Raw genomic sequence first — 26,988 nt, 5'->3', positions numbered from 1 at the left:
GAGTTTATCGGGAAGTTCAGCGTGCTTTGAAGATACTTTGAACTACTTAATCGTAATTGTTGGCGAGTAAGTTCGCATTCTTAAGGATGAATTGACTTTTGTAAAAGTTAATTGTGAAATTGGCGAGATCATGTAAGAATGACGGGATATACTGAATCTGTGAAGCCGAGGAAGCATTCCTCTTCGTTGCTCTATTTCGAAATCAGGGTATATTCTGATGACAGTTCATCCGGTTCTATTAAATTAGCATAAACCCTTGTACAATGGCGTACAAACTCGTGGAAGAGTTCTTAAAATTAAAAAAAAGAGGAGAATGAATGTTAATATTAAAATATATCCAGCCAAAAACGGCGATTGTTTCCTGATAAGCTTTGGCAAAACTGATGAAGAGAAAGAGTATTTGCTTATTGACTGTGGCTACGTTGACACTTTCCAAAAGTATCTGAAGAATGATTTAATAAAAATTGGCAACGGCGGAGGAATCCTTGAAAAGCTGATTCTAACACATATTGACGCTGACCATATTCAAGGAGCAATAAGGTTTTTAAAAGATAATAATGCTGAAAGGTTTATAACCATAAAAGAAGTTTGGCATAATACATATCGTCATCTCAGTGAACAAAAGGAAGGTGAAATAGATACAAAGCAAGAGCGGATTTTGCAACAGATAATTCGAAGAGGATATCCTCAAAACGAAAGCAAACAAGGAGAACAAGGAATCAGTGCAGAGCAAGGAACAACAGTGGGTGCATTGCTTCTACAAGGAAAATACTCATGGAATAGCGACTTTAATAATCAAGCTGTTTGTATTGAAAAGTCCAGAGTCGCACTCAGCCTTGATGCGAGTATCTATCTTCTATCCCCCGACAAGCAAAAGTTAGAAAAGCTTAAAAATCTATGGAGTGATGAATTAAAAAGGTATGACGCTAATTTCAATTCGGGCAATTCAGAACTATATGATGACGCTTTTGAGATGCTTTTGTCATGGGAAAAAGAGAAGGTTAAAGTAGCCCCAAAGCAAATTTCTGCCAAAGCAGAAACTCTTGAAGAATTATTAAAGACACCTTTTGATGAAGACAATACTGCTACAAATGGCAGTTCTATTGCCTTTGTTTTACAGGTTCAAAACAAAAAAATGCTTTTTCTTGCCGATGCCCACCCAGGCTTGATAGTTCAGTCTCTTAAAACATATCAAAATGAAGGAACAATAATCTTTGATTTGATTAAAGTAGCTCACCATGGCAGCTTTGGTAATATCAGCCGTGACTTGTTAAATAAAATTGATTCAGAAAGGTATCTTATTTCTACTAATGGTCAAAGGAATAACCACCCGGACAAAGAAACGATAGCACATATTATTACCAGAAAGGCGGATTTTCATAGAAAGCTATATTTTAATTATATCACTGTTAATTCAAAATATTTTGATAGGAAAGATTGGTTGGAGGAGTATAATTACTCAATCCACTATTTAGATCAGCAGCCTTATACTCTAATATTATGAATCAAAAAATATTAAACCCAAAGCAAATAGAGGTGGCAACTGTGCAAGTCACCTGCGGAGCCAAGTCAGGCACTGCCTTTTTTGTTGTTACTGAGGCAGATAAACAAATTTTACTTACATCTGAGCATAACCTGCCCAAGGGGCAACCAGTAAAGCTATATCTAAATAATAAGGAAGTAGAGGCGGAAATCTTGGAAAGAATATCAGATCGTGATGTTGCCATACTGGAACTTAAAAATAAACCTGCAATTATTATTCCTGCCCTTCCTGTAAAAAAAATAGAAATTCCCTACAATGAAAATTGGGAAACTTATGGATTCCCAATACAAAGGGTAAATTCTGGTGGAAGATATACCGGCAGCATCTCTCGGACTAATGACGGCACAAAATGGGATGTGGATTTAGAGTGTGAACAATACAGCAATCTTAAACAATTTGATGGATTGTCAGGCGCGCCATTAGTAATGAATGGGCATGTAGTAGGAGTTATTGGCTACGATACCGTAGGAACACTTGGCGCAACAAGCATCAATAGTATTGCTGAGATTTTGAATAAGCACCATATAGTTGTCATTATAGATAAAGGGCATTCTATACCAGATTCGATAGAAAGTGATATATCGGACACTACGCCCAATGAGGAAGTATTGCAAAAAATAAATGATGTAATTGCGGCGAAAATTGATGGGAGTTATTTTTTGGTAAGTGGTAGTCCTGGTTCAGGCAAAACTACCATAGCTGCTCAATTGGAATTTGAGGCTGACAATCATATTATAAGTGACAGATTTTTTGTAAAGGTTCCGGAGAGCGAAGAAATTCCAACACAAATCAGGGCGACACCGGATTTTTTTATGAGATGGGTAGAGGAGGTTTGTCATCGAACCCTGTATAACAGTCCACCACCCAAACCCAAGGCTGAAAAATCATTAAATGACAGGATAATAGAAATCCACCAGGCGATACAGCATTTATCCTTGCATTATCAACAACAAAAGAAAATAGCCTTTTTGATCATAGACGGCTTGGATGATGTTAGCGAATCCAAAATAGAGAACTTTCTCTCTGTGTTACCTGTTAATTTACCTCCAAATATCAAGGTGATTTTCTCATGTACATCAAAAGAGTTATTACCTAATGCATTCCAGACCGTAATTGATACATCAAAAGAAATTAAGGTTACACCACTGTCAATTCAGAATGCGGAGAAGTATCTTTCCGAGCATGTAAAAGAAAGAGGACTTAACGCAAATCAAATATCTGCACTAGCAGAAAAATCAGAAGGGCATCCTCTTTATCTAAGGTATTTGACCAAGTATATCTTAGGAATGGACGAAATACCTTCCATTGATGATTGGATCAGTTCCATTCCTATAATTGGTGGGGAAATAGAAAACTATTATAACAAAATCTGGCTGCAAATAAATGATCATCCGGACGAAATCTGGCTTGCAGCTACTTTATCAAGATTAAGAGTGCCGGTAGAGAAAAAAAACTTGTCAGAAATACAGCCTGAGGCTACGAAGCACAGTTTCCTGTCAAGTTTTAAGAAGATTGAACACTTGTTAAGAGACAATGACGCGATAAGTATATACCACACCTCTTTTTCTGATTTTGTAAATAGAAAGACTGATGCGTTAGATGAGCAGGTTCATGAAAACATAAGTAACTATATTCAAAAGCACCCTCTGGCAAATTTTAGCCTGTCTGAGAAAGTGTATCACCTGGCACATGGAGGTGAGAAAAGCAAAAAAAGGGCATTAGATGAATGCAACCAGGCGTGGATTGATGACTGTGCATTGAATAGTATTAACCCTGATATTGTTTTGGTAGATGTTAAAAATATAATTGGTCTTGCTGCTGAATTGGGAGTGGCTCATAAGGTCATTTCTTTATTGCTTCTTTCGCAGCGAGTGAACTTTAGATACAATACACTTTTTCAAGAGAACGCCATTTTTCTTGTAAATGCTTTACTGGCTTTGGGTAGGCCGGAAGAAGCAATAAGGTATGTTGTACGCAATAAGACCCTAATCACTGCAGATGAGGATGCACTCTATCTTCTACAAAAATTTTACGAGTATGATGCAGATGAAGAAGCTGAAATCTTATTGAATGCAATTAACCAAACCTGTAGAAATATAATTGAGAATGGGTTTGATACTAACTCTTTTAGTCGTTTTATTACACTAAAATTTAGTGCTGTTACACTGTCTTCGAATTCAGATTTTGAAAATGCTTACCATGAATTCGATCATATTAAGAAAGTAACTATAAAATTGATAAAAGATAATGGAAATCCTGAAGAAACAGTTCACAAATTTAAGGATAAGGTAGGGTCATATAATGCAGGCTACTTTGTTTGGCGCTTTAATATTCCTCCAACAACAAAGAAAATAGAAGAGGAGCTTGAAAAGTTTAAATTTGATGATCGCTCAAGTGGATTTATTGCCCTCCTAATTCATCAGGCCTTAGAGTTTCAGGATAAAAGTCCAAAAATAAAAACGGTTAATAATATCCCTGCCTGGATAGAAGATTTAGAGTACGTGATTGACAAGTATGGTACCCATCCTGATTATCATTTCATTTTGCTGTATATCCTATTGGGAAGATCAAAGAGGCTTGATCTCATCGAGAACTTGTACAAAAACGTCTTTCCAGATGCCGAAGAATTCGATTTACGAAAAGAAAATGGCGTTGATTTAAATCATCAATCTATACATCGGTTTAGACTCAATACTGAATGTCTTGGATATTTTGATTCTGACGATAAATTTCCTGTACTTCCACATTATGGGTATTCATCCAATTGGGAAGGAAATATAAAATCTGTTTTTAAGTACCTATGCTTTCTGGCAGGAAAAATAAAGCGTTACAAAATTGATGGCAAGAATGAAGAGGTTAGACAGCTTCAGAGTAAATTGATTGTTCTAATTGAAAAGCTAATTCCAAACTTAAGGGATAGGATGCATTGGAAGAGAAGCTATGCCCTTCCCGAATTGATTTATCCGGTCATCTACAAAAGCCTGATTCGTTTATTGGCAGATGCTTTTCCTGATTATATTCCCGTTTTTGTTGAGCAAATAGTTAATAAGAAGTCATATCAGCTTGGGCTATACACCGAGGGTTACACAGATAGCTTATTTGTTATTGCCAGGGAGCTAGCCAAGGAACTCGAACATGAGGTTCCGGCTTTCAAAGTAGCAAAAGTGTTAGAAGAGCATATTGTAAACACTGTAGAAAATAGATGGGAAAGAAATGAATACTTGTTGAGATTAGTTGAATTGTATGCTCTCCTGAGGAATCATGATAAGGCTAAGCAAGTTTTTAAGGAAATGATTGATACCTCAATGGGGCCATCATGGTACAAAGAAGCTCAATTGGGAATAATAAATACCGCGGTTTCAAATTTTGTCCCTAAAGATGGTAATCTTTCCTACCTCCAGAAGTTCGCGGCGCATCTTCATAATGCATCTGGCGAAATGACATTTCAACGATATGTGAAACAGCAACAAGAGGAGTTTGTCGGCGACTTAGCTAAAATCGGTTTTTTAAATAAATCAATAGAATACTTTAAACACTTGTTGCTTCCGGATTACCAAACCATTATTACCGATGCTGAATCGGGGGCAGTTGATATGCCTTACACAGGCGAGGGGTATATATTGGGAGCCAGGGCAATTGAAGAGCAGAGTGGTATAATGGACATGTTGCGGAATATTAAAGATTCAGGCTCCTTTATTGTTTGGGGACTTAGTGAATTGTTTATGCTTGGGGATGATAGATATATTAGAGGTTATGCAAAGATCCAGGCAGGTATTCTGAACCATTTGGAAAACAGTGAACCAGGAAAGTTAGACATAGTATTTAAGCGCCTGGCTCGGTTTGTGGTTGGTGAAATAAGCGATGAATTTCGATATGAGTATCTACGGGAATTGTTTAGCGAATTGAGCACTTCAAATTTTGAGAAGTTGAAACCGTATTTAGATGCGGTTGGAATGCAGGCAACTCAACCCTCAAAAGAAGAAGTTGAAGAAGAAAGAAAACCTTCAACTCCTACAGGAGAAGAGAAAGATCCTCTTGACGAACTAATTATTGCAAAAGACGAGGCACAAAGAAAGATTGATACAGAAAATAAAAGCGGCGCAAGAAAAGTAATAATCGACGCATTGCAAAAAGTTCAGGATGAAAAATATGGAATATGGTCATTTAATTATTCAAATAAAATCGATGACATAAGAGATCTTTTTGCTGGAACTTACAATAACTCTGCAGAATTTATCAAGGACATAAAACAACTGATTATTAATGAGCCCTATTTTGAAGAATGGGTAATTGCCGACCAAATTATTTCATTGCTTCGGAATATAAATGATGAGCACGAAAAACAGTTGATCTTAGAATCTGTTCTGGAGCATATTAATTTGATGGTGAGAACTGACCAGCATTTTTATGACAGGTATGATTGGATGAATAAAGGAGCCAATAAAGTAAATACCCCTGAACAAGACGAGCATTTACTAAAGTTCCTTATTTGGTTTTTAAATCATCCTTCATTAGTTATGAAAAATAGAGTTATTGAAACCTTGGTTTGGCTTGGCTCCATTAGCCCAGGCATTCTTGTGCGAGCGCTTATGGAGGAAATGCTTAGTGACGGCTATAGGATTTCAAAAGAACTTTCCGCTTCCGTTATACATCAACTCTCAAATTTGAATCCTGATGGTTTTGCCGAAAATCTGAAAGCTGCTTTCGAAGAAAGGGGAAAAGAGCTATTGAAGACTAACCACTTTATGATAAGGGAGGCTATTCTTGCATCTCTTATCGAGCTTAAAAATAATGGCATTACTTATCTGGATGCTCTAATTATAAAGTTTGAGCAAACTTTTGCTTCATCTAATAAGAGTAATGGTGAAATAATGTTTGAAGAAGAGTATTTGGAACCGATAAGTGAGCCCATATATGAGCTTAATGAATTGAATATTTTAACCAAACAGTTTGCTGAAACATTGGTGAGACAGGTAAAAACACTAACTCCACTATCTATTAAGGATAGTCAGAAAGCAAGTGAGTATATTGATCGGAGTTTTAATGATCATAACGATATTTCTCTTGTTTCGGATTTCGATACTCTTTTGAGATATGCTTTAAATGTTGCTGTTTATACTTGTACTACACTCAATGACAGAGAGAAAGTTGCTAATATATTACGGTTTTATCAGCCAACCTTCCCGGAAAACAAAATGACCCCTCAGTTTAATAGCAGCAATGAAGGTTTTGAAAACGCTGTGAAAGATTTTTTTGATACCGGCAATATTGCTTTCGACAAACTATTAGTTAACAATGAACTTCCATTGAACTACTATACAGCAGAACACTCGAAATCTAGTCACAGCACTAAAGAGAAAATAGAGCTCACAGCCTATCTGATTCCTGAGGGGAAATTCTCTGCAAAACGCCACTCTTATCCTAGGCCAACTTTTGCTGCGAATGGTTACCCTGATAGTATTTCGGATGAAGAAGAAGATGTAATTCCGTTATTTATCAAGAGTGAATATGTAGGTAGTATTACTGGGAGTGAGTTAGTGCCGGATGTAATGAATGCAACTTTAGGTACGCTAATTCCAAATCTTAAAGACAATACTAAATCGGTATACTGGCGAAAAGGAAGAAATTGGGACAACAGAGAACAGGGGGTCGCTGAAAAAACAGGTTATTATACAACCGTAACAAAAGATAAAATAGAAACGCTAAAATCCGGGTACAAATTGATTTGGCAAATATATTATGGATATGACTCAAAATACATTGATGTGTTTGAGCAAACGCAGTTAATAAGATGATTACACCGAGCAACAGAAAAGAATTTGAACGGCATATAGATATGTTAGCCGAGAGTATTGAGAAAGGAAGGTGTCATATGCCACCAGATCGGAGATTACTACAGGGTTTACTAAATGCACGTCAATTACCGAACAGACGTACTAATTTTTTGACAATTGACGAATCCACACGACTATTAGCTAATTCAGTAGCAAATTTCCACAGACCAGAATTTAAAAATAGAAAAGATGCCGAACAGTAGAAAGGAATTTGAACGCAACATGCATTTTTTGTCCGAAGGTTTTGAAAGAGATCAGGTAATGATTAATAGCGCGAATATCAAATCAATTAAAGGGATAGAAAATGCTAGATTATCTCCTAACCGGAGAGCTAACCTTCATACAGTTGATGAAATGGCCAGGCTGATGGCAAATACAGTCGCTAATATGGTGCAACAAAAGATTTAAATTAAAAGAAAATGAAGACGAGTAAGTATGGTATGCCTCCGCCTAAAACCAGAAGGGAATTTGAGCACAACCTTTTTCTATTGGCAGAAGATTCCCACCGAGTAGTAGAAAGTGGTAATGATGATTTGTTAAGAAATTTTTTTTGGGCTACATATCCGCATGTGAAAAACATAAAAAATCACCCTAATGGCCGGCTGAATTTTTTGACAATAAATGAACAAGCACGCTTACAAGCAAACATGAAAAAATGGATGAGTGTAACATAACGACAACCGTATCTTCCATTTCCGTAAAGGAAAATACCTATCGCCTGCTTTTTCCCGATTCAAAAGCAGGCATGGCCATAATATGGTTGTATGAAAACCCGGAGAATGGGGCTTTCCTGATAGGGTCTTCAAGGAGGCTGATATACAAGAACCATTGCTGGAATTGCAACAATAAAAAGACAGTCGGTTAAGCTGCAATGGTTTGCTTGTTTAAAATATAATAGCTACTACTTTATATGACAGTACGTCTATGTAGAGCGATAGCAATTTTTGCTTGTGCATCGTCATTGTGGAATCTTCTTTATGAAAATAATAATGCGATTGGCCACATAATTATTTTAATTGTTTGTCTTGGCTATTTGGGAATAGAGCTATTAGCTGTAATTTCCAATAAAAAGTAAAATACTGATAATAAGTTTCTCTTTTGATATGCAGCCCCTGATTTGGTTTCTAAAAGTAGTACTCGCTATCTTATGTGCAGTTTGTTTGCTGAAAATGCCATATCAATACTATGTTTTTTTTAGATATATAGCATTTACGTTATTCCTGTTGTTTTGTTTAGACGCAAGTAAGAAAAAGCATATAAATCTTTGTATAGTATGGGCAGTATCGGCATTAATGTCTAGTCCATTTATAAAACCAGTTTTAGGAAGAACCTTATGGAACGTTGTTGATGTGATTTGGATAATAGTGTTATTAGGTTCACTAGTCTCTGATTTTAGGAACATACATCGTGGGAAAAGAGAGTAGAAGAGGGCTTTTGTATACTACCAGCCTAAAGCATTATTAATGCTGTAAGATCATGTAAAGAAGATGCAAAATAGTTTTCGATGTGGGCCTCTCAATTTCGTATATTTATGAGCATTGTTGTTTTCTGAACCTAATAAATACAAGGATATGAGAAGTTTGAACTTGAAGCAGTTGAAATCCTTTTTCACCTTTGACCTCCCCGTTAAATACAGTTACATTTATTCCCGTTTTCGCAAAACCCATGAAAGGAAGCGTGACATTTACGCCAGTTGGCCGGCGGAGGCAACACGCCACCAGTTGATCAATGAGTATTGGAATAATGCGCTTTGGCATTATTTGCTTTTGGTCGTTGTAGCCACTGCTGCTGTCTGGTTTTATAATGATCAATTGAATGGTATGTACATGATTATCTGCGTGACGGTGGGAATAATCGTATATCTGCCGTTGTATTTCCTTCTTTATCGCCCCGTCTTTACGGGTGATTTTCTGCCAAAGTTAGAAACGGTGATAGCTGTGTATGAAGGACGTGAGCGTGCATGGCTGGAGAAGTGTAAACAAGACCAGTTAACAAACCGTGCCTTAGTGCTTTTTTTCTACGCATTTGACAAAGCCAGCAAAGCTAACTACCTAACCCCCAGTGATAAATGTGCGGACCTGTTGCACAAAATTTTCGGGTCAGACCCTGGTGGTATCAAAAAAGCACTTGATTTGATCTATAAAAAAGATAAAAGGGCTAAACTGGAACATCGCCATCTTGTAGAAGTAGGTAAAAGTTTTGAAGAAGCCTATGTTATCTTAGAAACAATGCAGTTTGATGAAGGTATCCAACGGCTAAAGCAGTTGGAGCAACAATTTCAAAGGCCGTAGTCATTCGGAATATACGACCAAACCTCTCTTTTTTTTGCCAAACAAGTATACTTAACTCGTTTCCTTTTTCCTGGGTAACCATATTTGCTGTATAAATCGGTGTAATATGGAAAAGAACGAAATAAATGTGCAGACGACAGCGCCCAAACTGTTCCTGATTGAGCTGGAACAGTTTAGGTATATGCTGCGTGTATTGGCACGTGAAGAAGTCTACCAACCGGACAGGCAGCGAATACGTGCCCCGGCCTCATCTATAAGCCCCTTTATAAAATCGATAAGGGCTGTCAGCTATTTCAGGTTACCAAGCCTCCTATTTATGATTGGATAAAACACAGCAAAATAAAGCCCTACAAAATCAGGGCGAAGGGCTATTTATAATGGAATGAAATAAAATAATTGTGTTACAGCTAGTTGATCAATAAGAAGAATGACAGGCAACTTCACTACCTGTCGCGGAGGTTGTGTCGGCTGCATTGTCACCATATCGATAGAATTATCTTTTGGCAATCAACAAGTTGACATAGATAAGGCGAAATGGACTATTAAACCTGAATCAATTAGCCAGATTATTTAAGCATCTACAAGGTATTTTACTCCCGGTTCTCCATAAACAACTAATTAATCATAGTGCAAAGGAGGAGCGTAAATGAATTCCAGCTATAGATTTCTCTACCGCTGGTTATTATTTAAAAACTAAATCAATATTCATGAATGATCAATATCCCGAATGGCATAAAAAGCCGTTTCATCTAACGATTCATGAAATACAAAACCCCAATGAGGTACTACAGGATTTCAGCTGGGATTATTCCATCACTGAAGTTAGGGAGATTTTATGGGAACAACTGATTGATGTGCTACAGAATGAGCATAGTAATGCCGGCAGAATCATATTGTTTTATGATAGACTAATAAAGACATTGGAGGCTATCTATATTATATATCCGCATTGAAACCTTAAAATATTTATCAAACTTAAAATCATTGTTATGACAAACAGAGGTAAAAGTATAGGTATATCGTGTAATCCTGAGATGAAGGAAATAAACCTGCTATCCATTCTGTATAATAGGGCTAACGATCTGCCCAATACCATAAAAAAGAAAATCTGCGCTGAGCTAGGCTGGAGTGAACCTACATTCTACCGGAAAATGCAATCAATTACAGATGAGCACCGACTTCTCAAATCTCTCAGCAATATGGAAAAACGAACAATTGCTGAAATCTTCCTGAATGAATATGAAAGTAGTATACAACATCTTTCCGAAACGGTAAAATCACAACATAAGTACATTTAAAGTAGGGGGAGGCGCCACTACTGTGGGAGTGATGGATTCGAACAGCGTTCATAGCGGCTTTATTCTGTCACTAGTCATCTATGTTAAAGATCCGGATAAATACACCCTGCGCTGGTGATTTTGGATTTTGACGTATATATTCCAAAAGGTGATGTTTTAGTATTGTCGATTGCATAAATCGCGTTTTATAGTAAATGGTAAAGTGTCGGGATAGCCATTTGTAATTGAATTTCGAGTAATCGAAGGTGTCTATATTTAGTAGCCATCGATAATATAGCCCCATTTCTAATAGGTCACTTTGTACTGGATCCGGCAGGATATAATTTTCCATGAAAACAAAATTCAGATAGCTATCTATCATCTCGTCAGAAAAATTTAAGTGCTCATAATGATCTTGGGATTTTTCCAGTTTACTGATATATTCAGCCATCGCAATATGATACTTTTTCGTCATTGTATCCGATAATGCTATGATACCGGATATAATAGCTCTATAAAACAGATATGGCCTAAAGCTTCTTTCAAGTATTTGAGTAATGTATAGGGAAATTTCGTTCTTATTCCCCTGGTCAGTTATTGAATTATAGACCCGTTCAATAATACCGATATTATCTGAAATATCAGCAGTATGTGGGATGGGTAGAAATGCCTGTTTGAAAACTGAAAATGTTTCAGAACTTATATCAAATGGAAATCCAGTTTTTTCTTTCAGTTCTTCGCAAATGTTATGAGTCAGATAATCGTCCCTGAACTTTGGATGTAAAATGCATAGTTCAAGGTAGGGAAGTAGCAGATCAACGGGAATGTGTTTTCCTTTTTTCTTGATAAATATCGCTAACACTTGTAGTAGTGGATGGAATCGCAGATTTTGCTCCTTTTTTAAGAATGCCAGTAGGTGGTCCGCAATAAGGAAATCCTGATCGGCTGAAAGGTTTAAATAACTGGTCAATAACAGGAAATTATGAAAGTAATGGTTGTAATTGTGCCAGAAAACCTTTGTTGGTATATTTTTGCAAGCCTTATCGGCGGCAGCTACCTGATCATATGCTTTTAAGAAACTAAGAAAAATATCTACAAACCCTTTTCGTTGCTCTGTTTGCTCGTAAGTGATAGCGGTGATGCCATATCGGTCAATATATTCACGGATATTCTCGTACTTGCCATAATGTACCATAATAAAAAGTAACTGATCATGAAAATACCTAAGTTTTCCTCCCAGTTCGTCCTGACATGCATAGGATGCTAGCAATCCTTCAATAAATACATTACTGGTTTGTTGGAAATGATCATAGATTTCAGCGAACAGGTGATTGTAAAAGATAAATCCCTTAAACTCCATATATTGAAAGAGAAGTTCTTTCGTATATCCATTATGCCCGGTATTTTGGGTGTAATAATCAGCCCTGATTTTGCCTACCAATTGGTGGATTTGAAAATTAAATTCGGTAAGAAAATCCTCGTCTATTATTCGTTTCAGCAGAGACTCATTTTCTGAGTTCTTACAGTAATTGAATATTGTTGATACATCTATCTCTTTTAGCTCTTTCATATTTGTTACAGGCTGCTGATTTGGATAGTAATAGCCGTGTAGCATTATTTTCAATATGGATAGATTGTATTGGGCTATGAAGTATAGGACATTTTCTGAATACTCGGTGGCTCTTTTAACGGCAAGCAATAGGCTTTGTGCGGCTTCGTCAATATGGCCCATCCGGAACTGGATAGCAGCCACTTCCAATATTTTTTCTGTACTGTCTTGGACTGTTGCATCCAGGTCAAATAAATCCTGGAATTCAAACCTCTCAAACTTACCTGTAGCGGTGGGAAGGTTTATCATACTGAGATTGATGATTTCTGTGCCTTCACGGCCATCATCATTATTGGCAACAGAACGTACTAGGTTACGGGAAAGCGTTGCAATAATAGTTTTCAGTTTTTTTTCAGGCTCGTAGACGCCTTCCAGTAGGTCCTTATTCGTATGGATATACTTGCCATCTTCGATTTTTATGCCAGTGAGGAGTTCTGTAATTTGTGAGTTGTCGGTATGTATTGTGAATGGACGTTTATTAAACCGTGGCTTATCATCGATTAAAAATGGGTATTGATCGTGAAGAATTTGCCTAGGTAAGAAATTCCATTCCTTAAAGGCTAATTGTAGATATTCATATACCTGATCAATTATGGGCGCGGCCATATCTACTTTCCATATCTGGCGAACATGGTGCACTGCTGATTTTGGTGAAGTAAGCATTGGCAATCCTGCCTCTTCCAGCCGCGAGAAGCAGCTATCTAAATTTCGGAAGTATTTTACGTTACAATCCGGAAATTTTTCTTGTATAGTTGGGTGAAGGTAAATGTCAAAATTTTGGTCGGCAAAATCGGTATAATTATCAGATATAAAGTATAATTCATCAATACTGTGCGTCACACAATATTCCATGGTGCTGAAAATGCAATAGGCGTCAGGGCGACTATCAAATTTCGTTCGGAAGGGAGGTTGTTTACTTTGCTCGAGTTGATATACAATTTGTAAAACTGTAGGGGAGACCTTAACCTGCTGCCCTTCCGCAAGTAGCCTATCTACCATTTCTATTTGCGTTTCTAATAGTTTTTGTGCTACTGTAGTTAGAATGGGTCTATCCACGTTAATCATTAGCTTATTTGCCTTTACAACATCTGCATGTTTTTTTATGCTATGCCTAATTGCATCGTGCTCTTTTTTCCGGTGTTTTTCCCATTCGGTGATCAGTCCTTCAGGTACCAATAGCCGAACGTGTTCATTTTCCGCCCAATGGGTAAGTCTTTTTAGCTGATGGCCAATTTCAGTTTTTGATATTAGCCGACGTAGATTGCAGGTATCGATCAGAACATAAGTTGTCATAATTCGAAGGATAATTAATTATAATGAGTTTTGCAATGCCAATGAAATTGCGTCTGAAATTCATGTCCGTTATCTGTTTGAATAGTATGAATTCGGAATGGAAATTTGCTCCATGTATAGTCTACAAATTGAATTACGCAGCTTTGATTATGCTTGCTATATATTTTCAATGCCCGAGATAGTGGGTTTTCCTGGTTATACCAAAGTATCGACAGGTTTTTGACACATTCCCGGACTCTTGGCCATGTTGAATTACCCTAAGCTTTCTACGAATATCTGATAGTTCCTTTGGAATCATATATAGACATTTGATTAACAAGATAAAAACTGTCAACCAAAGTCATGATTTCCATAATTTAGTGATCGATTGAAACTGGATCTTTAATCTCTATAATACACTTTATGTAACACTACCGTTCCATGAGACTATGGGATTTCAGGCTTTTTGTTTTTAGCACAGACCTCAAAATACCCATCAAACCACTATAGCTGCTTAACAATAAATTCAATTTGCCCGTCAAATCCCGTTCTTAGATCATTTGGCTGTACTTGTATTTCAACATCCGGCTTAATTCCTTTTGGATCATTTATAAAATGGGGTGTTCTCATTCTATATTGAAAAGTGGGTATCCAAACCAATGTTTTGGAATAAGGCAAAACAAATGCTTGTCCGCCCGAATTGCTATAATTGCTCCCTTGTGAATATTCTCCGTAAAATTTCCCGATTTTATGTTCCCTCATCAATGCTAATAGATGTCCGGTGGTTGAAAAACAGCCACCATTTATCAAAACGCTGATCTTCCCTTTGTAAAAATTCGCTTTGTTTCGTTGTAGTTCAAACCACCAATAATCTGTACTATCAGTTTCAGTGTAGCAGTTTAATCCATGCTTGCGTTTTGTTTCATTCAAATCTATTTCTTCGATATTGTCTGGATATTGCGCGTAATGCTTCCATTCTTTTACACTGTTGTATTTTGCTCCTGTGTAATCAAAATAGTAATAAGGGGTACTGGTTAAGTATGAAAATAAGTAGTTGGCAATATCTGCAGAACCGCCACTATTATCCCGTAAATCGATAATTAGATTTTTGGTTTTTAAACTGTCGAGTTGTGTGAAAAAGTGGTCTAGTTGTTTTTCTGCCATTTTTCTGTCCGTTTCATTATAACCATTTTCAAAGGAACGGAATTTTAAAATAGCTAGATCGTTTGTGTTGAAAGTTGTTGTTAAAGGGACTGTTTTTTCTGAAATATTACCGGTATATGTCTTAAATGGCATTCCACTAAAGGTGCCTTTCAGTTTATGATTGTTACTATCTACATATTCAATTTCAAACTTTTCTGTTTGATTGTAAATGAAATAATAAAAGGGGAAATTACTAAATCGGGTATTTAATCCAGTTTCGTTTCTGCCTTCAAGATGAACGTATTGTTTAATGTCGTTCACCACGGAATGGATGTCTTGCCCATTTATTTTTAAAATCCTCAATCCGGCATAATCCTTATTTTCTGGAGATGATTTATCCAAGTAATAATTGTTCTTGATTTTATAGATGCTGAAAGGAAAAACTAATCTGTCATGCAGTAAGTCAATAATTTGCCCCCTATCAACTGCTGTATGTCCGTCTTTTATTTTTGCCATTAAGGTGGCGGTTAATTTATAATATGCTACCAGTGAAAGATCAGTTTTTATGCTGTTTTTTAAAGAAAGATACGTTTTGTCAAATTCATTTTTTGAACAAAACATAAATTGTCCGGGATGAATTGTATTGGTTAGATGATATAGTGCTGAGAACTCGGCGATAAGGCTGTCTTTTTTTAACGATTTGTCAAGCAATCCTGGCTTTTTAAATGCTGTGTTTTGCGCAAGTGCGAAATTGGTTGTAAAAAATAAAAGTGCTGATAATAACTTCAAGTTCATCTAAAATGTTTTTTATTCTACAGGTATGGACAAGATGTGTTGCTAACACGATATCCGGAACAGATTACATCAACTAAGATACGGTATTTGGCGTATTATGAATAATAGATTTGACGGTGAAGGGGGAGTATTACAGAAAGTGTGTTATAGCGATTAAGGATTAAGTTTTAACGTCTTCGCTGTCTGCTGTAGCATATCTAAATGGACGCAGATGGCGCTCATTCAAGGATATTTATGGAATCATAGATAGGTAGAGATTTTGAAGAAATGCCTTATCCACAGAATCACCCTTTCTACGGTAGCAACTATCAATCCCCCGTCAACAGGCGATTCGCCATCTTTTCATGTATGGTAAAGTTCCTTCCTGATGTCGAATTTTATTTTTATATTGATATTATATAATCCCAGTCCCCCGATCGGTAGTAGTAAATGAAAGTGGGTAGCAACTTAAACAAACCCGTATTATCTCATACTCTTAATCAATTCATCACAAAAAACCACGTTCTCATGAAAAAGGTTCGACTCATTCCCGTTATTGCATTGGCAATATGCTCCTGTAGTAAGCCCGCTCAAATGGAGGCAGACGTATCTGCTCAAACAGCGTTCACCAAACAAGATGGGGTAAGCCTCCTGATGAATAGTGAAATAACAGATTTTTATCTGGACTATACTTCTTCTACCGGCTACGGGTCAGCTACCGTGCATTTTACCAATAACACGTTCAATGCGGAGATTTTCCAGATAGAATTAAAGAGCGGAGGTTCATCTTCTCTCGGTTGGAAAACAGCCAATGTGAGTGCTAATTCAGGGGTGTATGTTACGTTTAATGTATCGCCGGCATTAACCAGTGGTACGCTTACCGCCAAAGTTACGAAAAGCGGTAGTACTACCAGTGCTTCTACCAGTGTCACTATTTATAATGCCACCACCAATCCGGGCAATCCTGTTTATAAAGCCACTGCCCTGGCGTCTAATCCGGTGATGAATTTAAAGTATTATTACAATCCAACTAACCAGTGGAAGTATTATACGCCGGAACTTGAATGGACATCGTTCTCCAATGTTGTTCCTAATACGACGGATAAGATCTATGCAGCTATTAAGTATCCTTCTATGGGGGGAAGCTGTTTATATCCTGAATACAAGGATAATGATGTGAAAATCAATAAACTTTCTTTTAATAGCGTCAGCAACGAAAATTATATCTGTAAGCCGGCATACCTGGATTACGTGTGGGATAAGAAACCGTTTAGAACGGACACCGTTAGTAACGGCAGATGGATACGTGTCTATTTTCCATCCTGGTAATAGCAAGCTTCACCGAAAAAGTCAGGACTGTGAGATACAGTCCTGACTTTTTTGCAATGAGGATCATTATCTCACCGCCGGCAGAAACAGGGTGGCCATCTTTTAGGGAAAGCTACTGGTAAGCAGCGGATGAAATAACAATCCATGAAATAACCTGGATTATTTACGTATAGTCTTTCTCGTTGGCATGGTCGTATACTACTGCAGAAGGATGTACCGACAGTAGCAGACAGTGAAGAGGAGTGCCATAGGTGTACTGCTGTGCTGGTATCCGGATAGCTGGTTATTCCCTGGTTAAATACAGCTGTACAATATCCGCACCTATTCCCTTATGATACACGAGTTTAAATCGGGTAGTTAATGCATCATCTGTTACTAAAACACCGCCATGACCCACTACCACGGGCAGGATATTAAAATAGAGATCTGTGACCAGGTCTTTTTCTAGGAAGGCATTGTACGTAATGGGGCCGCCACCAACGGCAATTTCTACGCTGCCTTTTTCAGTCAGGTAATCGATCGCTTCTTCCGGACTTCCTACCACTTTGTAATCAGTGGTGGGAGTGGAGGCCGATATTACTACCAATTCTACCCCGGGGAAAGCAGCTTTAACATCGGGGAAGACCTTTTGTAACATCTCAAAGGTGCTCCTGCCCATGACCAGGTTGCCCGCCCGGGTAGCTACTTCCATAAATAAGGGGATGGCTTCCTGCGGCGCCTGATAGCTGGTGTTTTCGGACAATAATACTTTTCCGTTGGCTGCAATATTTACAATTAGTGCTATTTTCATGATGTCAGTTTTATATCTGCCGGTAAAAATATTTTACTTTTAACTTCCGGGCACTATCCGTTACCTGGAGGAAAGTAACTAATCTGAATGGCCATGACATTAATAACACGCTGCGAAAGAACTGCAGGAAAAGAAGTTTCGCTGGCATTGAGAGATGCGATCGAACTATTGGGCGGTAAATGGAAAATATGTATCCTCCAGAACCTGTCTTATTTTGGCACCATGCGGTTCAAAGATCTGCAGCAAGAGATTGCAGGTATCTCTCCGAAAGTCTTAACAGAAGAGCTTCGGCAAATGGAGCAAAACTTCCTCATCACCAAAACGGTCAATAATACGAAGCCTGTCACCGTTTCCTATTCACTGACCGCCTATGCCGATGAAACACGGGACGTATTTACGGCCTTGCTAACGTTTGGCACCAAGCACCGGAAGAAGGTGATGAATAATAGTCGTCGTACCGGGTAATACTATCGTAGACCTCCCGGATACCGCAGTATGGCTACAGCAAAGGATACCAGCAGTAAGAATATATTAAAAGCCGTAGCTGCAGGTTCGTGGCGTTTGTAGTGTATGGGCGCAGCGAGGAGCATGATTACGGCAAAACCCAGCGCGGAAACAGCGGTGAGATGCGGCAGTATACCCGTCGCCTGGGGAACTATGATGCCGATGGCGCCTAATATTTCAGTGATACCGATAAACCGGATCAGTGGATAGGATAAGTTGGCGACGCCCGTTTGACCTACCTGTACCAGTTTATCTCTTTTCTGGGAAGATTTCATAATGCCGGAATAACCAAAGATAGCGGCCAGTAAGCCCTGCAGGATCCATAAAAGTGTGTGCATAACCTTGTTGTTTTGTACGACAAAGATGGACGCCCTACGCATTTTTTCCCTTGACATTTATCAATTAGTATAATCGGCACGGATACGGCTCAACGTTTCTGGGGTGATGCCCAGGTAGGAAGCTACCATTGCCAGGGGCACCCGCTGTACAATCGTAGGGTGCTGTTGCATGAGTTTCCGGTAACGTTCCCGGGCGGTGGCAAAGTGAAGGTCATCAAAGCGTTGCTGCATTTGTACCAGTCCGTAGCTGACGAGTATCCGCCCGAAACGTTCTATTTCGTGGTTTTCATCGTACAGCTTTTGCAGATCATCATGGCTGATAGCCCATAGTGTCGTTGGTTCCAGCAGTTCTATGCTGCGGATATCCGGCATGCCGGTGATAAAGCTGACGATGGAAGTAGCCATGGTTTTTTCTACACTGATCCAGTCGGTGACATCTTTTCCATCTTTCAGGTAGTAGGTCCGGGTCAGTCCTTTTTCTATGAAATATACATGGCGGCATACAGATCCGGCGCTGACCAGGTGATGCCCCTTGGGCAGCTCTTTTTTTTCAAGGATGTTGGCCATCGTAAGTTTGCTGTCGGCAGAAAGGGTGATGAATGTTTTGATGATATCAAAAAAATCATTCAGGGAAGGATCGTATAACGGAACTGACATGGCCGCAAAAATAAGCAAAGAAAATAGATGATGAGGAAATCCTGATAGTGGGTAACCTGTGATAGGAGCAGGGGAGAGAGCGTATGAAACATAAAAAGGTTGGAAGACATTTTCTTCCAACCTTTTTTCTCCGGTATTTATTTTTATACAATTAGTAGATCGCAACAGGATTAACATTCACCTGTGTGGAACCAACGTATAAGGGTTGTCCCAGCACAAACAGAAACTCCCATACTTTCTCCTTCACTAACGGCCTGGTATCAATTAATTCCAGGTTGTAAATACCTTTCTTCGCCAGTAAAAACTGGTTGATGGGAAACTCTTCCTGGCTTTTCGGATTAGGATATACTTCTGATGCCCAGGTGTCGCCACCAAAGGCCACAATACCTTGTGCGGCCAGCCATTGTGCGGCTTCCATGCCTATGCCGGGTTCTGTTTCCAGGAATCGGCGGTTGTCTTTTCCGATTAATTCCAGCCAGCCGGTGTTAAATAATATCACGTCGCCCTTTTTGATGGTGATGCCTTCTTTTTTCAGCACCGCCTGTATATCGGCGACGGTAAATTCCGTTCCGCCTGGCACGATGTCTTTTTTATAATAGGTGGTCATATCCAGTAATACTGCACGGGTAACGATGGGCGGTACTTTTTCGATGCCCAGTTTTTTTACGCCTTCCACGGTTACAAAATCCACCGCTTTGTTGCCGTTATAATAAACATTGCCGATACCGATATGACCGATGCCATTGAGCTGGGTACCTACGCCAGTCCAGCCATTGACCAGTTCATCATTAAAGCTGAATTGATTAGGGCCCAGTGTTTTTCCACCTTGTTCTCCGGGCTGAATATTATAGAGGTGAAAGCTGCGGTGGCGGAAGGCCGGCAGGTTTTTATCCATGGGCACCGCCAGCGGTAGTGTTTTCCCCTTTTTGACGAGTTTAACAGATTGTAAGACCAGTTCGGGGGTGATTAAATTAGCGGCACCAATTTCGTCACCTTTCCCATAGGGAGCGTTGTACCAGGTGGTGTCTACAGGATCTATAAGGGTGGCTGGCTGCTGGGCCGCTGCGTGAACAGCGCCCAATAGCAGCACACCTGATAACAGGAGGTTATTGATTTTCATTTTCCTGAATTTTTGTAAGTGCGTTATTGATAAAGCTCATTTCTTCTGTGGTGAGCTGAATATCCATGGCTTTCGCATTGTCGATCGCCTGTGCGGCGTTTCTGGCACCTGCCAGTACTACAGTAATAGCCGGTTGCAGGCTGGTCCAGCGTAATACCAGCTGAGATAAGGTGGCATTTTTGGCTGCCGCTATCGGGGCAATGGTATCCAGGAATGTTTTCACCTTCGTTAAATCAAACTGCTGGAAGTATCCATTTCTATGATCGTTCGCTTTCAGTTTATCATCTTTGAAGTATTTACCGGTCAGTAATCCCCTTTCCATTGGGCTATACACGATGATACCCACGTCATTTTTCAGGGCGTAAGGCACCAGGTCTTTTTCAATATCCCGGTTCAGCATACTATAACCCATTTGGTTGCTGGCAATGTTTACGGTGTTCCGGACGGTTGTCAGTTGGTCAACGCTGTAGTTACTCACTCCTGCTGCGCGGATTTTTCCTTGCTGTATCAGCTGTTCCAGCGCTTCCATGGTGTCTGCAATGGGGGTGGTACTGTCCGGCCAGTGGATCTGCAACAGGTCAATGTAGTCTGTCTGCAGACGTTGGAGACTTTCTTCCACTTCCTTCACGATGCTGGCTTTGGAGGCATATTTATAAACCGGTATTTTTTTGCCGTCTTCTTCTGCATCAAAGAAAAATTCACCTTTCCCCTGGTTACTGCCATCCCATACGAGGCCGAATTTGGTGAGCAGCTGAATCTTAGTCCTGTCATATGTTTTGATAGCCTCACCAATCATGGCTTCACTGAGTCCGAAACCGTAGAACGGCGCCGTATCCAGGGTGGTTACGCCATTGTCGATGGAGGCTTTTACTGATGCGATAGAGTCTTTTTGCTCGTTACCGCCCCACATGTTACCGCCGATAGCGAAGGCGCCATAAGTAATAGCGGATAATTCCAGGTTGGTATTCCCTAATTTTCTGTATTCCATTTTTTATATTTTTTCGTGAGATGATAATCAGGATAATTGTTTTTCTTCCTGCAGTACCTGTTCCAGGTGTCGGAGGTAGTCCTGATGATAGTGATTGATCCGTTCCGGGGGGGCGTTTTTTTCCAGGTCATGAAAATGGAAGCCGGTAATGCGGTCCATGCCTACGAACTGGTTCATCTTATGAAAGCCGAACAATACGCCGTCATCCACGGATCTTTGATCGAAAAATTCACCCGGCAGCGTAAAGGCGGTCTCGGGGGCATTCCAGGTAGTGGTGACCATATATTTGGTGCCCTGCAATAGTCCGCCGGTACCATAATTAATAGCCGGGTTTTTCCGGCTTCTGCCGTCGCTGGCGTACATCCCATTCTGATGACCGGCCGTGAATACTTCGTCTGCATATTTTTTTAAACGATTGGGTACCTGAAACCACCAGATGGGGGTGTGGTAGATAACGAGGTCAGCCCATTTGAAGTTTTCCACTTCGGCCATGGCATCAAAATCCTCATTGATATTGACCACCCGATACTCGAACCCGTTTTGGGCCAGGTGTGCGGTTGTCCAGCTCGTTAGCAAGCTGTTAAACCTGCCACCGGAGTGCGCAAAGACTTGTCCTGCATTGATAATGAATATCTTCATTTCTATAATTTTAATTATTGATACTGCAAATTTCTATCACTTTTATATATCACACAAATAACTTAAATTGCAGTATTGTATCATAAAAATTATAGTTATGCCATGGAATCTCGAATGGTTGCGAACGTTTAAAGCCATATATGAAGCCGGAACACTCTCTGCTGCCGCGCAGGAATTATCTGTTTCCCAGCCAGGGGTAAGCCTTCATTTAAACTCGCTGGAAGCCTTTACCGGATATAAACTGTTTGACCGGTCTGCCAGAAAGATGGTGCCTACAGAAAAAGGAAAGATCCTGTACAACTACATACTGGACCCCCTGAAAAAACTGGAAACAGGAGAAGAGCACTTTCACAAACGCTCGAAAGAAGAGCGGGCAACGATTAGTGTGGGGATGTGTTTTGAAACGTTTCAATACACACTGGAAGAACATATTGCAAATCTGCCCTTTAACCTGATCATCAAATTCGGAGAATATCCGCAGATGCAGCAGGATCTGGATAATGGCCTGCTGGACCTGATCATTACGCCACAAAAAGGACAACAACAGAATCTGCAATACCTGCCATTCTCCAAAGAGAAGATTGTATTGATAGCAGGCAACAAAACCGAAACAGCTGAACTGGAAGATTTGTTTGCGCAGGGCAAAACGAAAGAAGCCACCAGCTTGTTGAAGCAGCAGCTCTGGTATAGTACGGCGGCAGACATGGAGCACCTGAAAAATTTCTGGGTAAGGCATTTTGGCGAACATCCGGATTTCAGTCCGAATTTTATTGTGCCCAATATCAGCTCCATTATCCGTTGTTTGAGTGATGGTAACGGATTTTCGGTGGTGCCGGATTTTCTTTGTTCAGAAGCCATTGCTTCAGGAAAAATAAAGATAGCCTGGGAAGGTACCCACCCGCTGGAGAATACGCTGTATTTCGGCACGCGGAAGAAGACCATGTACCAGCAGGAAATCGGGCAATTGGAACAGTTACTCCAGGAAAAATGGGAAATAACAACGGAGAAATAGGGGTTACCCGGTAGTTGGGTGTCGATGAAGCAGGGCGCTTGTTTTTTTAACGGGCGTTTATACCCCTTATCAACATTTATACTTTTAGCTTTACACGATGTCTAAAATAAAACGCATCACTGCCACTGATTTCAGGGGACGGTTTATGTCAGAAATGTCGGCTGATTTTACGATTCTGAAGACGCCTGTTCAGATTCATGATATCAGCAAAACATCCGGGTTCATTAAAGTACCTACGCCGCTGCACCGGCCGGAATACAATTTCATTGTACATATTACCAAAGGAAACGCCAAACAGCAGGTGGATGCGGATGTGAGAGCCATCAAAGCCAATGAAATTCTGTTTGTCAGGCAAGGAAACGTTACTTCCCTAAAAGAGGTGAGCGCCGATGCGGCCGGGCATATTGTTTTATTTGAAGACAAAATACTCCATCAGTTATTATCCAAACAGGAGCTGATGAAACTCTTTTCGATCAATACCGTCATCCCTATATCCGAAGCGCATAGTGTCTGGCTGACGGCGTTGTTTGAACTGTTGAGCGTAGAAATCTATAATCCGGCGCCCAATCTGGGTATCTGCTATTCGTTGTTGCAGGCGGCGTTGCAGAAGATCTTTACGGCTAGTAATGACCTGAATAAGGGCATCAGCCGAAGTGCCGAAATTACTTTCCGGTTTAAGGAACTGGTGTATAAACACTACCTGACAGAGAAGACGGTCTTGTTTTATGCCGGTGAGCTATGCGTTTCCGAAAATTATCTCCACCGGTGTATCAAAGAAACGATGGGCGAAAGTCCAAAGGAATGGATCAACAAAGTATGTATCCTGCAAAGTCAGCTGCTGTTACAAGACCTGACCAAAGGCATTTCAGAAATTGCCTTTGAGCTTAATTATGATGATCCCAGCTATTTCGGGCGGCTTTTTAAGAAGATAACCGGTGTAACCCCCTCTGAATACCGGCTGGCATTTATGCAGGATTTGTCCGGATAAAGGATAGTTTCGTTTTAAAGCAATCCTTGTTTTCACGCCACCTTTGTATCATTAGATCCAAAGAAAATGAAAACAGTCATAGTTGCTAAAACCGGCCATATCAGGAGTAAACTCCGCATTAGTCCTTATCGTAAAGCTACCACCAGGACATCCTGCCTTTGTGTAGCTGCTTTTTTATCGCTCCTCTTTTCCAACAAAAGCCATAGCCAGATTATTCAGGATATTGGCGGCATTGCCGTCACGGCCCATGGCAAAGCTACATTTAATGACCTGCCTGCGGGAAGCGCGTTGTCGGGGAATAAGTTTCAGCTCAACACCTACGATGCCTGGCTGCCCGTGCCTCCCATTAAAATCGGACGCACCAGCATTTTCAGTAACCTGAGCTATCGCCTGATGGATTTCAATTATGATCACAAGACCGATAATGATCCCCATCAGCTGGAAAGAATCCATGAAATAAAATCGATTATCATTGTCCGGCATCCCATTTCAAAAAAATGGTCGGTACTGGTGATTGCCATGCCCACCCTGGCTGCAGAAGCGAAACAGGGCGTTTCCTTCAATGACCTGATCATAGACGGTATCGCCGGCGTATCGAAAAAATTTGGCGCCGCATCGAATCTGGAAATCGGCTTCGGCGTACACGCGATGTATTCCTTCGGAGAAACCTTGATCACGCCAGGCATCTCCGTTGATTACCACAGCAAAAACAAAAAATGGCTGGCCCAGTTTTACTGGCCGCGGTTGAATGTACTCTATAACGTAAACGCCAATACGCAGGTAGGGATAGCTGGCTCCATAGACTGGACGCGGTTTAAGCTGAAAAGCTACCAGAGCGAAAACGGAAAAGAAGTGGACTACGCGCAATTCTCCACGATTCATGCGGGTTTGCAGGTACAGCGTCGTTTAATAGGCGGCGTCTGGCTGCAGGTGCAGGGAGGAGTAGGACTCTTCAATAAATATGAACTTTTCGATACCAACCAGAAAACAGTGAATGATTTCTCTTTTTCCAACATGGCTTACGGAAAGGCGGCGCTGACGTATCGTATCGGCCGGAAATAAATAAAGTCTATTAAATACACAACTGAAAACATGAAAACGATTATTCTGACTACCCTCGTCGTGTGCGCATCTGTTTTAGCGAAGGCGCAGCAGGTAAAATTGCACATTAGCGTAGCCAATGTGGCACCAGGTAAAGGCAATGTGGTGTTGAACATCTACGATAAAAAAACAGATTTTCTGAAAAAAAGCTTTATCAGCAAAATAGAAAAGGCCGATAACGCAACCCTGACATTTATAGTTGATTTGCCGCAAAAAGGCACGTATGCGGTGACGGTTTTTCAGGACCTGGATGACAACAAAAAATTAAAACAGGATTGGTTCGGTATTCCGCAGGAACCTGTTGGATATGGTAATAACTTCCAGCCTACAGCCAAACCAACATTTAGTGAGTGCGCCATCGTAGTAGACAAGGAGCAGGTAACCCAAACCATCAAACTATATTAAACCGTGTTCATAACCGGCATGCCTGAAAAGTGCCGGTTATGTTATCACCTGCGTCTTCTCATGAAAAATAATAATTATCAGCCTGTTACTTTCAGCCTGCGTGCCTTGTTAGCGGCGGCCGTTCCTGCGTATATATTTCCTACAGGTATGTCTTTTCTGTCCGGTTTTTTTCTTCATAAAAAAGAACTGATGCAGGCCAGCTACACAACGATCGGATTGTCTTCCCTGTTAGCGACCATTTGTAGTTTTATCCTGCTTTGGCAATGCGATGCAAGAGGGTTGTTTGTACAAAACCAGTCGATAAGATCCTCACTGATCATCCTGTTAATGATGGGCATGGGGCTATTGTGTACTTACTTACTTCAACTGCCATCAGAACGGTTTAATATTATCTTCTCTGCTTTTCTGGGCGCAGCCATAGTAACGATTCGTCAACAAGTGAAAAATAATAAAGATGAAAAAAATTAAACCGACTATCGTTGTTTTTGGCTGTACAGGAACAGTAGGGAAAGAGGTCATGCGGCAACTACAGGATCACGACTGTGTGGTAAGAGGGGTGCTTAGAAATCCGGAGCGTCCTTATCCCATAGAGATAGGCAGCCGTAGCTTGGATATCACTTATGTAAGCGCCGATTTAAATGCGATCAACCAATTAAAGGCTGCCTGTATGGGCGCAGATGCAGTATTTCTTTTAACAGCTACATCCCCCAACCAGGTAGCATATGAAATGAATATCATTGACGCCGCCAGATATTGTGGTGTCAGACGAATAGTGAAATTGTCCGCACCGGTGGTGCATGCACCCGCCAAAGTGGAGGTTAGCCAATGGCATCGTAAAATAGAGGCGTATCTTTCACAGAACAGCGATGACTTCTGTTGTTTAAGACCCTATGCGTTTATGCAGAATTGGGAACGAAATACCTTTACGATCCGGCATTTCGGTAAAATTTACGGGTCTTTGGGAGATGCGGCACGGAACTACATTGATTGCCGGGATGTAGCCACCGTAGCAGTGAATTATTTATTAACGCCGGAAGTGTTAAGGGAACAGTCAGTGGTACTGGCTGGTCCGGAGGCCATCACAAACATTGAAATGGCAGCAAAGCTATCCCGTGTTACCGGCCGCAAAATTGAATATGTGGACATTGCGCCGGAGGCGTTACTCCATCAATTAACTACCAGAGCCAGATTGCCCCAATGGCTGGCTACGCACATTGTTGAACTGGATGACCTGGCCATTAAAATGCCGGAGCCAGACGAGGATACGGTTACTTACCTGATAGCCAGAAAACCGCGTATCATGGATGAATACCTGCAGGAATGCCGGCAGCTGTTTAAAAGAAAACCGGTTTGGCGGATGTTGTTTTAAAAAGA

Annotated in this window: 23 protein-coding genes and 1 pseudogene; 15 read left to right on the top strand and 9 right to left on the bottom strand. The window is 40.2% G+C overall.

From position 1 onward, the window contains the following. Positions 1–313 precede the first annotated feature (313 nt). The 7 genes from avs1a (at position 314) to OL444_RS22285 (ending at position 9,668) form a co-directional block, all read left to right on the top strand. Positions 314–1,504, top strand: a complete 1,191-nt coding sequence (gene avs1a, locus OL444_RS22305) for an AVAST type 1 anti-phage system MBL fold metallo-hydrolase Avs1a (protein WP_264729631.1) — start codon at positions 314–316, stop codon at positions 1,502–1,504. Continuing rightward, positions 1,501–7,338 (top strand): serine protease, encoded by a 5,838-nt coding sequence (locus OL444_RS22300; protein WP_264729632.1) that lies wholly within the window; start codon positions 1,501–1,503, stop codon positions 7,336–7,338. Before avs1a ends, OL444_RS22300 begins: the two co-directional genes overlap by 4 nt. Then, on the top strand, positions 7,335–7,580 hold the full coding sequence (gene avs1c / locus OL444_RS32020) for an AVAST type 1 anti-phage system protein Avs1c (RefSeq protein ID WP_371879032.1): 246 nt from the start codon (positions 7,335–7,337) through the stop codon (positions 7,578–7,580). Before OL444_RS22300 ends, avs1c (OL444_RS32020) begins: the two co-directional genes overlap by 4 nt. Continuing rightward, positions 7,567–7,785, top strand: coding sequence for an AVAST type 1 anti-phage system protein Avs1c (gene avs1c / locus OL444_RS22295; RefSeq protein WP_264752036.1), 219 nt, complete (start codon positions 7,567–7,569; stop codon positions 7,783–7,785). The genes avs1c (OL444_RS32020) and avs1c (OL444_RS22295) overlap by 14 nt, the downstream gene beginning before the upstream one ends. Positions 7,786–7,796: 11 nt before the next feature. Then, positions 7,797–8,051, top strand: coding sequence for a hypothetical protein (locus tag OL444_RS22290; RefSeq protein WP_264729634.1), 255 nt, complete (start codon positions 7,797–7,799; stop codon positions 8,049–8,051). Positions 8,052–8,480: 429 nt separating this feature from the next. After that, positions 8,481–8,801 (top strand): DUF6804 family protein, encoded by a 321-nt coding sequence (locus OL444_RS32015; protein ID WP_371878116.1) that lies wholly within the window; start codon positions 8,481–8,483, stop codon positions 8,799–8,801. Positions 8,802–8,948: 147 nt separating this feature from the next. After that, positions 8,949–9,668 (top strand): hypothetical protein, encoded by a 720-nt coding sequence (locus OL444_RS22285; protein WP_264729635.1) that lies wholly within the window; start codon positions 8,949–8,951, stop codon positions 9,666–9,668. Between the two features lie 1,368 nt (positions 9,669–11,036). Here the strand turns inward: OL444_RS22285 and OL444_RS22280 are convergent. From OL444_RS22280 to OL444_RS22270, 3 genes and pseudogenes are all read right to left on the bottom strand, one after another. Further along, positions 11,037–13,847 carry a PIN domain-containing protein gene (locus tag OL444_RS22280; protein WP_264729636.1) on the bottom strand — a complete coding sequence of 937 codons (2,811 nt, stop codon included), beginning with the start codon at positions 13,845–13,847 and terminating at the stop codon, positions 11,037–11,039. 35 nt (positions 13,848–13,882) lie between these two features. Then, a pseudogene (locus tag OL444_RS22275) lies at positions 13,883–14,023 on the bottom strand (IS481 family transposase); the annotation flags it as partial. Between the two features lie 307 nt (positions 14,024–14,330). Then, positions 14,331–15,764 (bottom strand): S41 family peptidase, encoded by a 1,434-nt coding sequence (locus tag OL444_RS22270; protein WP_264729637.1) that lies wholly within the window; start codon positions 15,762–15,764, stop codon positions 14,331–14,333. Positions 15,765–16,271: 507 nt separating this feature from the next. Between OL444_RS22270 and OL444_RS22265 the strand changes: the two genes are divergently transcribed. Further along, positions 16,272–17,072 carry a hypothetical protein gene (locus tag OL444_RS22265; RefSeq protein ID WP_264729638.1) on the top strand — a complete coding sequence of 267 codons (801 nt, stop codon included), beginning with the start codon at positions 16,272–16,274 and terminating at the stop codon, positions 17,070–17,072. A gap of 283 nt (positions 17,073–17,355) precedes the next feature. Here OL444_RS22265 and OL444_RS22260 read toward each other — a convergent pair whose 3' ends face one another. Further along, positions 17,356–17,862 (bottom strand): dihydrofolate reductase family protein, encoded by a 507-nt coding sequence (locus OL444_RS22260; RefSeq protein WP_264729639.1) that lies wholly within the window; start codon positions 17,860–17,862, stop codon positions 17,356–17,358. Positions 17,863–17,955: 93 nt separating this feature from the next. Between OL444_RS22260 and OL444_RS22255 the strand changes: the two genes are divergently transcribed. Continuing rightward, positions 17,956–18,327 carry a winged helix-turn-helix transcriptional regulator gene (locus OL444_RS22255; RefSeq protein ID WP_264729640.1) on the top strand — a complete coding sequence of 124 codons (372 nt, stop codon included), beginning with the start codon at positions 17,956–17,958 and terminating at the stop codon, positions 18,325–18,327. 2 nt (positions 18,328–18,329) lie between these two features. On the opposite strand, the gene OL444_RS22250 is transcribed toward OL444_RS22255, so the two are convergent. The 5 genes from OL444_RS22250 to OL444_RS22230 all read right to left on the bottom strand — a co-directional run bounded on the left by OL444_RS22250 (position 18,330) and on the right by OL444_RS22230 (position 22,108). Continuing rightward, on the bottom strand, positions 18,330–18,704 hold the full coding sequence (locus OL444_RS22250; protein ID WP_264729641.1) for a DoxX family protein: 375 nt from the start codon (positions 18,702–18,704) through the stop codon (positions 18,330–18,332). Between the two features lie 60 nt (positions 18,705–18,764). Next, positions 18,765–19,361 (bottom strand): Crp/Fnr family transcriptional regulator, encoded by a 597-nt coding sequence (locus OL444_RS22245; protein WP_264729642.1) that lies wholly within the window; start codon positions 19,359–19,361, stop codon positions 18,765–18,767. A gap of 151 nt (positions 19,362–19,512) precedes the next feature. Beyond that, entirely contained in the window at positions 19,513–20,481 is a 969-nt protein-coding gene (locus OL444_RS22240; RefSeq protein ID WP_264729643.1) for a cyclase family protein, read from the bottom strand. Then, positions 20,468–21,469, bottom strand: coding sequence for an aldo/keto reductase (locus tag OL444_RS22235; RefSeq protein ID WP_264729644.1), 1,002 nt, complete (start codon positions 21,467–21,469; stop codon positions 20,468–20,470). Before OL444_RS22235 ends, OL444_RS22240 begins: the two co-directional genes overlap by 14 nt. 27 nt (positions 21,470–21,496) lie before the next feature. Then, positions 21,497–22,108 (bottom strand): NAD(P)H-dependent oxidoreductase, encoded by a 612-nt coding sequence (locus tag OL444_RS22230; protein ID WP_264729645.1) that lies wholly within the window; start codon positions 22,106–22,108, stop codon positions 21,497–21,499. Positions 22,109–22,205: 97 nt separating this feature from the next. Here OL444_RS22230 and OL444_RS22225 point away from each other — a divergent pair, with 97 nt between their 5' ends. The 6 genes from OL444_RS22225 to OL444_RS22200 all read left to right on the top strand — a co-directional run bounded on the left by OL444_RS22225 (position 22,206) and on the right by OL444_RS22200 (position 26,983). Continuing rightward, complete coding sequence (locus OL444_RS22225; protein ID WP_264729646.1) at positions 22,206–23,120, top strand: LysR family transcriptional regulator; 915 nt, start codon at positions 22,206–22,208, stop codon at positions 23,118–23,120. A 97-nt stretch (positions 23,121–23,217) separates the two neighbouring features. Further along, complete coding sequence (locus OL444_RS22220) at positions 23,218–24,108, top strand: helix-turn-helix domain-containing protein (protein ID WP_264729647.1); 891 nt, start codon at positions 23,218–23,220, stop codon at positions 24,106–24,108. A gap of 66 nt (positions 24,109–24,174) precedes the next feature. Continuing rightward, on the top strand, positions 24,175–25,170 hold the full coding sequence (locus OL444_RS22215; RefSeq protein ID WP_264729648.1) for a DUF6268 family outer membrane beta-barrel protein: 996 nt from the start codon (positions 24,175–24,177) through the stop codon (positions 25,168–25,170). A 30-nt stretch (positions 25,171–25,200) separates the two neighbouring features. Further along, positions 25,201–25,614 (top strand): DUF2141 domain-containing protein, encoded by a 414-nt coding sequence (locus OL444_RS22210; RefSeq protein ID WP_264729649.1) that lies wholly within the window; start codon positions 25,201–25,203, stop codon positions 25,612–25,614. Between the two features lie 60 nt (positions 25,615–25,674). Beyond that, positions 25,675–26,082 (top strand): hypothetical protein, encoded by a 408-nt coding sequence (locus tag OL444_RS22205; protein ID WP_264729650.1) that lies wholly within the window; start codon positions 25,675–25,677, stop codon positions 26,080–26,082. Continuing rightward, entirely contained in the window at positions 26,069–26,983 is a 915-nt protein-coding gene (locus OL444_RS22200; RefSeq protein WP_264729651.1) for an NmrA family NAD(P)-binding protein, read from the top strand. Before OL444_RS22205 ends, OL444_RS22200 begins: the two co-directional genes overlap by 14 nt. The last annotated feature ends 5 nt before the right edge of the window (positions 26,984–26,988 follow it).

The organism is Chitinophaga nivalis (genome assembly GCF_025989125.1).
Lineage (GTDB): Bacteria > Bacteroidota > Bacteroidia > Chitinophagales > Chitinophagaceae > Chitinophaga > Chitinophaga nivalis.
Note: the sequence above shows the minus strand (reverse complement) of the source record. Positions and strands in the feature narration are given on the sequence as shown.